The sequence below is a fragment of the Planococcus sp. TJ-307 genome, assembly GCF_058268435.1.
On sequence record NZ_JBZDOJ010000004.1, the window covers coordinates 224,141 to 237,058 of the forward strand.

General features: G+C 43.5%; 15 protein-coding genes. 12 read left to right on the top strand and 3 right to left on the bottom strand.

What is annotated here, in order from left to right; genetic code table 11:
- The first annotated feature begins 59 nt into the window (after positions 1-59).
- From AC4EHK_RS15000 to AC4EHK_RS15010, 3 genes are read left to right on the top strand one after another with little or no spacing between them, the layout of a single operon-like run.
- Positions 60-845 carry a transporter substrate-binding domain-containing protein gene (locus AC4EHK_RS15000; protein WP_490979597.1) on the top strand — a complete coding sequence of 262 codons (786 nt, stop codon included), beginning with the start codon at positions 60-62 and terminating at the stop codon, positions 843-845.
- A 59-nt stretch (positions 846-904) separates the two neighbouring features.
- Entirely contained in the window at positions 905-1,549 is a 645-nt protein-coding gene (locus tag AC4EHK_RS15005; RefSeq protein WP_308787780.1) for an amino acid ABC transporter permease, read from the top strand.
- The gene (locus AC4EHK_RS15010) at positions 1,546-2,274 is read left to right on the top strand and encodes an amino acid ABC transporter ATP-binding protein (RefSeq protein WP_490979598.1); all 729 of its coding nucleotides are present in this window, start codon (positions 1,546-1,548) and stop codon (positions 2,272-2,274) included. Before AC4EHK_RS15005 ends, AC4EHK_RS15010 begins: the two co-directional genes overlap by 4 nt.
- Positions 2,275-2,476: 202 nt before the next feature.
- Here AC4EHK_RS15010 and AC4EHK_RS15015 read toward each other — a convergent pair whose 3' ends face one another.
- Together AC4EHK_RS15015 and AC4EHK_RS15020 are read right to left on the bottom strand one after the other, a co-directional pair.
- Positions 2,477-2,917 carry a peptidylprolyl isomerase gene (locus AC4EHK_RS15015; protein ID WP_490979599.1) on the bottom strand — a complete coding sequence of 147 codons (441 nt, stop codon included), beginning with the start codon at positions 2,915-2,917 and terminating at the stop codon, positions 2,477-2,479.
- Positions 2,918-2,995: 78 nt separating this feature from the next.
- A complete protein-coding gene (locus AC4EHK_RS15020) occupies positions 2,996-3,787 on the bottom strand; it encodes an SDR family oxidoreductase (protein ID WP_490979600.1) in 792 nt (263 codons plus the stop codon).
- A 160-nt stretch (positions 3,788-3,947) separates the two neighbouring features.
- Between AC4EHK_RS15020 and AC4EHK_RS15025 the strand changes: the two genes are divergently transcribed.
- Positions 3,948-4,934 (top strand): NAD(P)/FAD-dependent oxidoreductase, encoded by a 987-nt coding sequence (locus AC4EHK_RS15025; protein WP_490979601.1) that lies wholly within the window; start codon positions 3,948-3,950, stop codon positions 4,932-4,934.
- A 40-nt stretch (positions 4,935-4,974) separates the two neighbouring features.
- On the opposite strand, the gene AC4EHK_RS15030 is transcribed toward AC4EHK_RS15025, so the two are convergent.
- Complete coding sequence (locus AC4EHK_RS15030) at positions 4,975-6,474, bottom strand: BCCT family transporter (protein WP_490979602.1); 1,500 nt, start codon at positions 6,472-6,474, stop codon at positions 4,975-4,977.
- Positions 6,475-6,829: 355 nt separating this feature from the next.
- On the opposite strand from AC4EHK_RS15030, the gene AC4EHK_RS15035 reads away from it, so the two are divergent.
- The 8 genes from AC4EHK_RS15035 to AC4EHK_RS15070 all read left to right on the top strand — a co-directional run bounded on the left by AC4EHK_RS15035 (position 6,830) and on the right by AC4EHK_RS15070 (position 12,883).
- Positions 6,830-7,636 carry a 3D domain-containing protein gene (locus AC4EHK_RS15035; protein WP_490979603.1) on the top strand — a complete coding sequence of 269 codons (807 nt, stop codon included), beginning with the start codon at positions 6,830-6,832 and terminating at the stop codon, positions 7,634-7,636.
- Positions 7,637-7,844: 208 nt separating this feature from the next.
- Positions 7,845-8,600 (top strand): gluconate 2-dehydrogenase subunit 3 family protein, encoded by a 756-nt coding sequence (locus AC4EHK_RS15040; protein ID WP_490979604.1) that lies wholly within the window; start codon positions 7,845-7,847, stop codon positions 8,598-8,600.
- A 19-nt stretch (positions 8,601-8,619) separates the two neighbouring features.
- Complete coding sequence (locus AC4EHK_RS15045; RefSeq protein WP_490979605.1) at positions 8,620-10,332, top strand: GMC family oxidoreductase; 1,713 nt, start codon at positions 8,620-8,622, stop codon at positions 10,330-10,332.
- 17 nt (positions 10,333-10,349) lie between these two features.
- Positions 10,350-10,574 (top strand): twin-arginine translocase TatA/TatE family subunit, encoded by a 225-nt coding sequence (tatA, locus tag AC4EHK_RS15050; RefSeq protein WP_298832818.1) that lies wholly within the window; start codon positions 10,350-10,352, stop codon positions 10,572-10,574.
- Between the two features lie 10 nt (positions 10,575-10,584).
- Complete coding sequence (gene tatC, locus AC4EHK_RS15055) at positions 10,585-11,427, top strand: twin-arginine translocase subunit TatC (RefSeq protein WP_490979606.1); 843 nt, start codon at positions 10,585-10,587, stop codon at positions 11,425-11,427.
- 159 nt (positions 11,428-11,586) lie between these two features.
- Positions 11,587-12,060: a GNAT family N-acetyltransferase gene (locus tag AC4EHK_RS15060; RefSeq protein ID WP_490979607.1), complete on the top strand. Its 474-nt coding sequence runs from the start codon at positions 11,587-11,589 to the stop codon at positions 12,058-12,060.
- A gap of 164 nt (positions 12,061-12,224) precedes the next feature.
- Positions 12,225-12,638, top strand: coding sequence for an NUDIX hydrolase (locus AC4EHK_RS15065; RefSeq protein WP_490979608.1), 414 nt, complete (start codon positions 12,225-12,227; stop codon positions 12,636-12,638).
- 77 nt (positions 12,639-12,715) lie between these two features.
- Positions 12,716-12,883 (top strand): hypothetical protein, encoded by a 168-nt coding sequence (locus AC4EHK_RS15070; protein WP_490979609.1) that lies wholly within the window; start codon positions 12,716-12,718, stop codon positions 12,881-12,883.
- The last annotated feature ends 35 nt before the right edge of the window (positions 12,884-12,918 follow it).

The window sequence follows — 12,918 nt, forward strand, 5'->3', positions numbered from 1 at the left end:
AAGATTGTGATATATTAGTATTCAGAAAGACCGATGAAAGAAAATGAGGGGGAAATTAAATGAAGAAGTGGAGTCTTTTAGCACTATTGATTGCTATGATGCTCGTGATCGCTGCATGTGGATCCGATGAAAGTGAAGAAGGTACGACAAGCGGAGAAGGCGGCGGTGAAGGGGAAACGTATACAGTAGGAATTGATACCACGTATCCACCTTTTGAATTTGAAGTAGACGGCGAATATACAGGAATCGATATTGACTTGATCAATGCCATTGCTGATAATCAGGGCTTTACAATTGAGTTCAGCCCAATGGACTTTGGCGGAATCATCCCAGCCTTGCAAGCTAATCAGTTGGATGTCGCAATTGCTGGCATGAGTATTACAGAAGAACGCCAAGCGGTAGTTGATTTTTCAGATCCGTACTTTGATGCAGGATTGTCTCTAGTTGTTGCGGAAGACAATACGGATATCATGGCTTTGGAAGATCTTGAAGGAAAAACTGTAGCGGTGAAGAGCGGAACAACAGGTGCTCAATTCGCTCGCGACAATGAAGACGAATTTGGCTATACAGTTTCACAATTCGAAGATAGTCCATCTATGTTCCAAGAAGTTTCAAACGGCAATGCCGATGTTCTTCTGGAAGATTATCCGGTCATTGCCTATGCAATTGCTGAGAGTGAACTTTCTTTGAAAACTGTTGGTGATCGTTTAACTGGAGATCAATACGGCATTGCGGTATTGAAAGGCGAAAATGCAGAACTGCTTGAACAGATCAACGCGGGCCTTCAGGAATTGCGCGACAGTGGAGAATATGATGAAATTCTAGCGAAGTATATCGCAGAGTAAAAAAATGAATGCAGCGCGCGGGAGTGCGCTGCATTTTTTTATGTAAAGGGGATAGGTGTATGGATACAATTGTTAATGCTTTTCCGTATTTAATGGAAGGGCTGCAAGTCACGCTATATATTTTTGCTATTGCCATCGTCTTCGGATTCTTAATTGGCTTGGTTGTTGCACTGTTCAGATTGGCGCCATTAAAAATCTTGAACTGGATTGCCAAAATCTTTGTTGATGCGATTCGAGGGACTCCGTTTATCGTTCAGCTATTCTTTATTTATTTTGGCCTTAATTCATTGGATTTCATATCTTTGGACAGTACAACAGCCGGAATTGTCACAGTGGCTATCAACGCAGGAGCCTATTTCTCGGAAATTATCCGTGCAGGTATTCAATCAATTGATAAAGGGCAGACAGAGGCAGCGCGTTCTCTGGGCTTGAATTCTACACAGAATATGCGCTATGTTATTTTGCCGCAGGCCTTCAGACGGATGCTGCCGACCATCACCAACCAAGCGATTATTTCATTAAAGGATACATCCTTACTATCAGTTATTGGAGTGGCAGATCTAACGCAAGAAGGCCGGATTCAGGCCAGTGCAACATTTGACGCATTTAATGTGTACTTGATTCTGGGGATTATTTACTTCGTCATCATATACTTGCTCTCCATGCTGGCGAGCTTTGTAGAAAGGAAGTTTGTCTTACGATGACTATGATCAGAGTAGAAAATTTAAAAAAATCATTCGGCAATCTGGAAGTCATAAAAGATATGAGTACAGTAGTGGAAGAAAAAGAAGTTATTTGCGTGATTGGGCCATCGGGTTCGGGGAAAAGTACATTTCTTCGCTGCCTGAACCGCCTGGAAGAAATTACGGGTGGCCATGTCTATATTGAGGGTGTAGATATTACAGACCCAAAAGTAGATATCAATCAAATTCGTCAGGATGTCGGCATGGTATTTCAGCAATTTAACTTGTTTCCTCATAAATCGGTGCTGGAAAATGTCATCCTGGCACCGATGAAAGTGAAGAAAAGTGACAGAAAAGCCAGTGAGCAAAAGGCTTACGAATTGCTGGATAAAGTCGGATTGCGTGAAAAAGCGAAGGCTTATCCGGGCGAGCTTTCTGGCGGCCAGAAGCAGCGTGTGGCGATTGCCCGCGCACTCGCGATGGATCCAAAAATCATGCTTTTTGATGAACCAACTTCCGCGCTTGACCCTGAAATGGTAGGGGATGTGCTGGATGTTATGAAGCAATTGGCACGTGAAGGCATGACGATGGTCGTTGTTACGCATGAGATGGGATTTGCCGCTGAAATGGGAGATCGCGTACTGTTTATCGATGGTGGTTATATCGTGGAAGAAAACGTGCCGAAGGAATTGTTCGGCAATCCGCAACATGAGCGGACGAAAGCGTTTTTGAGCAAAGTGTTATAAAAAATGCGCCTGAGGGCGTATTTTTTTGTGGTGTTTTACCGGTAAAATCGTAAATTAGAAGCAACGGATCGTATTTAGCTTGTTATGGATCGTATTTGTCCTGTTGCGGACCGTATTTCACGCTCAACGGATCGTATTTTTCAAAAACAAACAAAAACCGGCCTGGATCATCGAGATCCAGGCCGGTTAAGCTTATAGAGATTTATTCTTCGTCAAAAACGTGGACTTTCGTCATTTTGTCGCCATTGCTCATTGCTTTGGCAACTTCTACGCCTGAAGTCACTTGTCCGAAGACTGTGTGAACGCCATCTAAGTGTGGCTGTGGTGCGTGAACGATAAAGAATTGGCTTGAGCCAGTATCTTTGCCGGCATGCGCCATTGATAAGCTTCCAGCTTGGTGCTTATGCGGGTTGCCATCTGTTTCACATTTGATTGTTTTGCCGCTTCCGCCAGCACCAGTGCCGGTTGGGTCGCCGCCTTGGCTTACGAAGCCAGGAATTACGCGGTGGAATGTTACGTCGTTGTAAAAGCCTGAGTTTGCAAGCTCTTCAAAGTTTGCAACTGTGTTGGGTGCTTCGTTCGGGAAAAGTTCGAATTCGATGATTTCGCCGTTTTCCATGTGGATGTGTCCTTTTTTCGCCATTCTAAAAACATCTCCTTTATAATTGGTTCATTTCCCAGTATATCGATTTTTCGCTTGGCTGTATAATCATTTGGCACATTACAGTGCTTTTAATGAACCACCTTCAATAACCAAGGACTGGCCCGTCAGATAGGAGTTGGCTGCGGAAGCGAGAAAAACAATGACTTTCGCGAATTCTTCGGGATCTCCGTAGCGGCCAGCAGGAATGCTTGCCTTGCTGTTTTTAATGATTTGTTCAATCGAAACGCCTTGTTTGTCTGCAGCAATTTGATCCAGTTCAGCTACGCGGTCTGTGCTGAATCGCCCGGGCCCCACAGTGTTGACCAGAATATTGTCTTTCGCTACTTCACGGGCCAATGTTTTCGCAAATCCGACCATTCCTGCGCGGAAAGTATTGGACAGGATCAAGCCGTCGATTACTTCTTTTGTTGAAGAAGATGAAATGTTGATAATGCGTCCGAATTGCTGTTTCTTCATATAAGGAAGTACCGTGCGTGAGGTTCGGATATAGCTCAGCAAATTTTGGTCAAATGCTTGGTACCAATCGGCATCTGCGATTGTGTCAAATCCGCCTGCTTTTGGACCGCCGGTATTATTAATTAACACATCGATTCGGCCAAACTGATCAGAGGCGAATTGGAATAATTTCTGTATATCCTGTTCTTTGGAAACGTCGCAAACATGCGCGTGCACTTGCAGGTTTCCGGAGGCTTCCTTTATTTCAGCAGCAGCAGCATCCAGCGATTGTTGACTGCGGCTTGAAATGATGACAATTGCCCCTTCTTTGGCAAATTCAAGTGCCGTCGCTTTGCCCAGACCCTTGCTTGAAGCCAGCACCACTACTACTTTTTCCTTGATTCCTAAATCCATTAGCGCTCATCCTTTCTTAACCCATCCATTCCTCAGTTTAAGGAATAGAGACTGATAATTCAAACTTTTATTATTTTTAATTTCCGCCATAAGTCCAATGGCGTGAATCTATGGTAGATATGATAGGATATAGATATTGATTAGATTAGGAGTGTTATAAATGGAAGAACGCGAAGTTTTTGATATTACAATTATCGGCGGCGGGCCAACTGGCCTGTTTGCTTCCTTTTACGGTGGTATGCGCAAAATGAAAGTAAAGATTTTGGACAGCCTGCCACAGCTTGGCGGCCAGTTGACTGAACTGTATCCGGATAAGTTTATTTACGATGTTGGTGGATTTCCGAAAGTACTGGCGAAAGACCTGGTGGACAACTTGGTACAGCAAGCGAAATACGGCGATCCTGAAATTTGCTTGGAAGAAACTGTTACAGCAGCTGAGCGCCACGACGATCATTTTGTCATTCAAACAGACAAAGGGTTGCATTACACGAAAGCCATTCTGCTGACTGCAGGCGTTGGTGCATTCCAGCCGCGTAAACTTGCTGTCGATGGCTGCGAAGCTTTTGAAGGCAAGACCCTTCATTACGGCGTTAAGGACTTGGCAGTTTTCAGCGACAAGAAAGTAGTGGTTTTAGGGGGCGGCGATTCTGCAGTTGACTGGGCAATGATGCTTGAAAATGTAGCATCCCATGTGACATTGAGCCACCGCAGAGACAAAATGACAGCTCACGAAGCCAATATCGATACGTTGATGGAATCCAAAGTAGAAGTAAAAAAACCATATGGCGTGAAAGAGCTGGTTGGTGAAAACGGACAAGTCAGCGAACTTGTATTGATCGATAAAGAAGGCAATGAAGAACGCCTTGATGTGGATCACGTAATCGTCAACTACGGCAATATTACGTCACTAGGTGCCATTAAGGAATGGGGACTTGAGATGGATAAAAACTCAGTCATCGTTAATTCCAAAATGGAAACAAGCATTCCGGGCATCTATGCAGCAGGTGACATTGCAACTTACGAAGGTAAGGTTAAACTGATTGCGGTAGGCTTTGGTGAAGCGCCGACGGCCATCAACAACGCAAAATCTTACCTGGATCCAAAATCTAAAGTTCAGCCATTACACAGTACCAGCGTATTTAAATAATATAAAAAGATCCGGCACATGAAAATGTGCCGGATCTTTTTTAATGTCTTTTATTTTTTTTAACCAATGGATCCCGAGAAGCTTCCTTGAGGAAGGAAACGCCCATTAAAATAATGACGACAGAAAATGGCAAGGCTGCGATGATCAAGGCATTCTGCAGTCCTTGTGTGCCGCCGGTATAAATAACAATAGCAGCAACAGCAGACTGGATAAGTCCCCATGTGATCTTGACTAAAATTGGTGGGTTCAACATGCCGCCAGTTGTCTGCATCCCGAGTACAAACGTCGCTGAATCTGCGGATGTAATGAAGAAAATCGCAACAACCAGCAGCGTAATAATCGATAATAAAGTTCCAAGAGGATAATATTGCAAAACACCAAATGTTGCAGTCTCTAAACTGTATTCGGAAATTTTCGCAATGCCGTTTTGTTCAAGATTCAATGCAGAAACACCGAATACGGCGAAAAAGATGAAACATACCAAAGATGGTACTAGCAGGACGCCAAGCATAAACTCTTTGACTGTCCGTCCGCGGGAAATACGCGCAATGAAGATTCCGACAAATGGTGCCCACGAAATCCACCAAGCCCAATAAAAGACGGTCCAACCATCTACCCACGCCCGACGTTCCTCATTAATTGGCTCAAGGTTAAAGCTCATGGAGAAGAAATTGTTCATATATCCGCCGATGGCATCGGCAAATGAGTTGAAAATATAAAGTGTCGGTCCAACGATCAATAACAGCAAAAGCAGAACAAAAGCAAGAACCATATTGATGTTGCTCAAGTACTTGATGCCGCGTCCGATACCGGAAGAGGCTGAAAGAATGAAAAGAACAGTAGCAACACCCAGGATCAACATTTGGAAAGCAAATGTATTCGGTGTGCCAAATAGGAAGGAGATCCCCTCATTCATTTGGGCAGAACCGAAACCAAGCGTTGAGGCTACGCCGATAACAGTCGCGAAAACAGCCAAGGTATCAATCAGGATACCGAGTGGTCCAGCCATCAATTTTTTGCCGAATAAAGGAATCAATGTGGCACTGATCAACCCAGGTGCATCATTGTGAAACTTAAAGTAAGCCAAAACGAGTGCAACAATTCCGTATATGGCCCATGCGTGTAATCCCCAATGGAAGAAAGAGAATTGCATGGCTTCCTGAATTGCCTGATCTGACCCAAGTTCAGATCGAGGAGCGCTGATAAAGGCATGGGAAATCGGTTCAGCTGTTGTCCAGAAAACCAGTCCCATCCCCATTCCAGCGCTGAACAACATGGCAAACCATGATACCAGCGAAAATTCTGGTTTATCATCCGGTTTGCCTAATTTTAAATTAGAAAATCTAGAGAAGATCAAATATACACAGAAAATCAAAATTAGAAAGACTGTCAGGAGATAATACCAGCCGAATGTGCTGGATATTGCAGCTGTTAACTGGCCTGTCTGCGTTTTAAATCCTTCAGGTGAAGCCAATCCCCAAGTAACTGCACCCACACAAATCATAAATGAAATCCAAAAAACTATTGTGACATTTTTCAAGCGATTTCCCCCTTTCAATTCTACAAATAACTTTTTAATATTCCCTAATGGATGGGAGATAAACTGCTTAGATATAATTTCTTACTAAAAAAGGAGGATATTGATTTGGGCTGGTAAATCAGCGTCGTTATATCGCTTTTCAACACAACTTCCCCTCTTTAATGGTGTAGAGAAAGACAGAAAGTTTTCTAAAAGTTTCGAAGATGGATAACGAGTTGTCAGTTTTATTACAACATGTAATAAAAGAGTTTTTCGTGTCATGCAATTGTTATGTTCTATCTGACGTTCTGTCATGTTCCTGAAATGTGGAGGTGTTATGATCGTTCTTGTTAGTGAAAAGGAGGAATTTCAATTTATGAAAAAGCAAATCGTTACACTAACTGCAATCGCAGCTTTAAGTGTGGGAGCAGCTACGTCAGCTAGTGCATCATCGTATACAGTTCAATCAGGAGATACTCTCTGGGGAATTTCACAAGATAAGAACGTATCAGTAGAAACTTTAAAAGGGTTAAACAACTTATCCTCAGATCTGATCTTGCCAAGCCAAGAACTTAAAGTTGATGGACAAGCAACATCAGAACCAAAAGCGGACAACTCAACATATACAGTAAAAGCTGGAGACACATTATTCAAAATCGCTAGTGCAAACGGAATCTCATTGGACAGCTTAATGAGCTGGAATGGCGTTTCTGGACACCTGATTTATCCGGGTGAGCAATTGGTTGTTAAAGGCGGAACAGCGGCAGCAGAAAAAGCACCAGCGAAAACTGCAGCAGCATCGGCACCAGCCAAATCAGCAGCACCTGCACCGACTCCAGCGCCAGCTGCTGCACCTGCAGAAAAAGCTCCAACAGCAGCTTCAACGCAGTCTGGTAAAACAATGACAGTTTCTGCTACGGCTTATACAGCTTATTGCATAGGATGTTCAGGAACTACAGCAACTGGAATTGACCTTCGTTCAAATCCAAACCAAAAAGTAATCGCAGTTGATCCTTCAGTAATTCCATTAGGCTCTAAAGTATGGGTTGAAGGTTACGGAGAAGCAATCGCTGGTGATACTGGCGGCGCAATCAAAGGCAACAAAATTGATGTCTTCATTCCATCGCAAGATGCAGCTCTACAATGGGGCCGTAAAGACATCACAATTAAAGTCTTAAACTAATAGTACGATGCTACACAGCCGAGGTGTTCATTCCCTTGGCTTTTTTATGCTCATAAATAAAAGGCGATTTCTGAAAAAACTCAGAAGTCGCCTTTTATTTTTTTAATAAGAATGTCATAAATTTCTTTAAAGTTATGGCTAATAAACATAGAAAGGGGTATAGTATGAAATATTCAGAATTTTCTTTACTCAGAAGGAGGACAGCAAGATGGCAAAAAAAGAGAAGAATTTTTCACGCCGTGATTTTTTGAAAACCTCTGGCATTGCAACAGGCGCATTGATTGGCGGAGGAATTATTGGCGGCTTGATCGGCGCCAATACCAATCAGCAGGATACTGCATCAACTGCAGAGCCTGGAACGCCCGAGGAGTCGATGGGTGCAGCCGGCGGGGTACGCGGGCTGACTTTCTTTAAGAATAACGCAGAATTTGAAATCTTAAATCAAGCCACCGAGCGTATTTTTCCTGAGGATGATCTTGGTCCTGGAGCTATCGGTTTAGGGGTATCCTATTTTATTGACCAGCAGCTGGCAGGCAGTTACGGCGAAAATTCAAAAGAATATATGCAGCCGCCTTTCTATGAAGGCGAGGCTACACAGGGCTACCAAAGCCGACTCAAGAGAAATGAAATGTTTCGACAAGGTATTCAGCTGATGCAGCAGGAAGCACAAAGCCGTTTTAACGCAAACTTTGTTGATTTGGAAGGCGAACAGATGGATGAAATTCTGACAGCGTTCCAAGAAGATGAGATTCAGATGAGAGGTACCACCGCTCAGTTCTTTTTCAGGCTCCTAAGACAGGCCACCCTTGAAGGGGCTTATGCAGATCCTATTTATGGCGGCAATCACAATATGGATGGTTGGCGTATGAAAAACTTCCCCGGCCACCAAGCAGCTTATATTAACGAGATCGAAAGTGAAGATTTTGTAGAAATTGAACCTCAATCATTGGGCATGGAGCATTAATCGAAAAGGGGGAACTTATATGGTGACGACTTTGGATAGTGTAGATGTTGTAACAGTAGGTGTCGGATGGACAGGCGGAATCATTGCCGCTGAATGTGCAAAAGAAGGGCTGAGTGTTGTGGGGCTCGAACGCGGTCGTGAGCGGGGCACGGAAGATTTTAGCATTGTGCATGATGAATATCGCTATGCCATTCGTTATGAATTGATGCAAGACTTATCGAGAGAAACGATTACGTTCCGTAATAGTCGTCAGCAACGTGCGTTGCCAATGCGCCAAATGGGATCTTTCTTATTGGGAGAAGGGCTGGGCGGATCCGGAACGCACTGGAACGGTCAGAATTGGCGTTTTCTTCCTTACGATTTCCAGATTAAAACCATGACGGATGAAAAATACGGGGCTAATAAACTGCCCCCTGAATATACCATTCAGGATTGGGGGATTACCTATGATGAACTAGAGCCATATTTTGATCGGTTTGAAAAAACTGCCGGTATTTCGGGAGAAGATAATAATCCATTTTGGGGCCAGCGTTCAAGTCCTTATCCGACACCGCCAATGAAGAAGACGCCGCTGTTGCAGCGCTTTGAAACAGCAGCTTCGAATTTAGGGTTATCGCCGTTCATGATGCCATCCGCCAATTTGTCCGAAGCTTATGAAAATCCGGATGGCCAGCAAATCAATGCATGCCAATACTGTGGATTTTGTGAACGCTTTGGGTGTGAATATGGGGCGAAGACCTCGCCGGAAATCACCGTCGTTCCAACTGCCAGAGAAACAGGCAATTACGAAATCAAATTTAATGCCAACGTGGTTGAAGTCATGAAAGAAGGCGATCGTGTAACAGGCGTCCGCTATTATGATACAGAAACTTTTGAGGAATTTATCCAGCCGGCAAATGTCGTTGTTTTGACAAGTTATATGTTGAACAATGCCAAGTTGTTGATGGTGTCCCAAATTGGTGAGCAGTACGATCCAGAAACCGGACAAGGAACACTTGGGAAAAACTATGCGTACCAGATTCTTCCCGGAGCGTCCGGTTTCTTCGAAGAACAAATGAATACCTTTATGGGTGCTGGAGCTCTTGGAATGACTGTTGATGATTTTAATGGAGATTCTTTCGACCATGCGGATTTGGACTTTATACACGGAGCCAGTTTATCCATGACCCAGACCGGCTTGCGGCCAATCTTGCACAATCCGATTCCACCGGATACCCCTTCCTGGGGAGCGGATTTTAAACGAGCATCAATTGAAAACTACACTAGAACTTTAAATGTTGGCGGACAGGGAGCTTCCATGCCTCATAGAGACAATTATATGTCGCTGGATAGTACTTATAAAGATATTTATGGCGTTCCGTTGCTGCAATTGACTTACAATTTTACTGATCAGGATCGTGCGCTTCACAGTTACCTTACGGAAAGAGCTGGCGAAATCATGCAGGAAATGGGTGCAAATACAGTAGTAGCTGGAAGTCCTATTTCTGATTACGATATCGTTCCTTACCAAACTACCCACAATACGGGAGGGACTATTATGGGAGCCGATCCAGCTACCAGCGTAGTTAATAACTTCCTGCAACATTGGGATGCTGAAAATCTGTTCGTTATAGGAGCAGGCAACTTTGCCCACAACGGCGGCTACAACCCGACGGGTACTGTCGGGGCATTGGCTTATCGCTGTGCTGAAGGAATAATTCGCTATAGCCGTGAAGGCGGATCACTTGTTTAATAAAGGAGGAAAATCATATGGGTGGATTAGCTTCAATTGGTGTACCAGGATTGATCATCATTTTAGTGATTGTTTTAATCATCTTTGGACCGAAAAAACTTCCGGAAATCGGCGGAGCGGTTGGAAAAACATTTTCTGAATTTAAGCGTTCAACTAAGGGTCTCATGGACGATGACGATGAAGAAACAGTAAAGAAAGAAACCGTCGAAGACAAGGATCTTAAAAAATCTGAAAAGCTATGAAGGTGGTTAGATGGATCCGTATGGAGACAGAAACTTAACAAGTCCATTGCGTAAAAAAGCGGCGCAGCCAGAAAAGCCTGCGGAAAGGGTTCCAGTGCCTCCTGTTAGAGAGCCTGAGCCACCGGCAGAGGAACCGGCTTTACAAGTGGAAACTTTAGTTGACCATTTAGGAGAATTGCGGAAGCAGCTCATTAAAAGCGCGCTTGTTTTCCTGTTTTTCTTGCTGGTTGTGTTTTCAACTTTAAATTTTTGGTTTCCTTACATTGTTAAAGGCAATAACCTGGTTATTTTAGGCCCCTTAGAGGTCGTTAAATTTTATACGTCCATATCTGCGACGCTGGCTTTAGGATTGTCGCTGCCATTTTTGATTCATTTCATTTGGCAATTTGTGAAACCAGGCTTGGAAGAAAAAGAAGCGCGTTTTTTAGGCCTTTATTCGCCGGTCATGTTTTTGTTATTTGTTTTGGGGATTGCTTTCGGATATTTCATCGTTAATCCTCTGAGCTTTCAGTTTTTAATCGGGTTGGGAATGGCGAATTTTGATGTCATGATTTCTGCAAATGAATACATTCACTTTTTGATTATGACAACGGTTCCGCTCGGATTGCTTTTTGAAATGCCGATTATTGCTTTGTTTTTATCATCTATTGGGGTACTGACATCCGTTTCAATGAAAAAAGTCAGAAAGTGGTCGTATCTTGTACTGGCGATTGTGTCGGCCTTGATCACTCCACCGGATTTTCTGAGCCAACTGCTGGTTTTAATTCCAATGGCGGGTCTTTATGAAGCCAGTATTTTCATTATCAAAAAAACGGAAGACCGAAAGTCAGCAATCGAAGATACTGTTTTGTAAAAAGGACTGCATATTATTACAGCAGTCTTTTTTTATTTATTAAAAGAAAATTCTGATATTTATTGGCAATCAAATCCTAACTGCTATACACTGAAAGAGCAAGCAATTGGCTGGAAATCCGCAAGTGGAAAAGTATATCCATAATGAGGAGGATGCGACATGGCAGTGGAGATCAAAGAAATTCAAGACTTAAACCAAGCGGAAGTTTTAAAACTGGTGGAAGAAAGTGAAGCAGAGGGTTATCGTTTTCTGAGAAGGCTCATCGATCAATATGAAGATGGTAGCAATACATTCAATAAAACGGGGGAAGTGTTGTATGGAGTATGGGACCACCACAATCATCTAGTAGCAATCGGTGGCTTAAATCGAGATCCGTACTCCACTAAAGAAGGAGTTGGCAGGCTGCGGAGATTTTATATTTCGGCAAGTGCGCGCAGACAAGGGATTGGCACAAAACTATTGCAGCAGATTCTGAAAGATGCTCATGGTCATTTTCGAGAACTTGTGGTTCGGACAGACTCTTCTTCAGCAGATGCTTTCTACAGAGCAAATGGGTTCTCAGGAGATTTGGGTTTGCCGGATGCCACGCACGGTATAGTGTTAGAGCAGGAACAAAGAAAAAAGGCCGAGTAAGGCCCCTGGTAAAACGGTTTGCTTCGGCAGGCCGTTTTTTTGTTTTTAATTATTTGTGGAAGCTTCCCCAGTTGGCTGGGATATGTGGTAACGTAAAAAGAACGGACAGTCGAGAAGGTGTGGAAAAGGCTGTTAACATAGAAAAAGGCTATAGGAGAGATTTCATGGAAATGTCGAATTGGAAAGGCGCAGCAGGCGTATGCGTCAATGAAAAAAACGAAGTCTTATTGGTCTTGCAAGGTGTTCCAGGTGAGGATAAGAAGTGGACAGTGCCGGCAGGAGGCGTTGAGGAAGGTGAAACGCTTGAGCAATGTTGTGCACGGGAATTTTTCGAAGAAACGGGTCTAACAGTTCATGTAGGAGAAAAATTGAACGTTCGGGCTGGGGAGTATGAAGACTCGGCGGTGTCCTTTGAAGTTACTTATTTCAAAGTGGAAGTGATGGGTGGGGCAATTACCACACAAGAAGGCGACGAATGGATCGAAGAGGTTGCTTGGAAACCGATTTCTGAACTTGAGAAATTGGAGATGGCGTATCCGGATGATGCGGCACTTATTGAATCGCTGGCAGTTCAATAAGCAAAACCGTTTTCTTGGATTATAAAAAAATAAAACGGGTAATTGGAGTATAACAACAGTCCAAGGAGGTGTTTTGGATGACCAAAGACCGTGAAAGCAAAGAAGGCGAAGAACTGATTCCAGAAGTCGAACCCCGCCGAAATATGCCGCCTGAAAAGGACATGGATCCAATGCTGAATAGGGACCTGGAGTACAAGGAAAACTCAAATGAAAAATACAGGGACAATACACAGCAAAAAAAGTAGGCAAGCCAAGTACTGGCTTGCCTTTTGCATCGTAC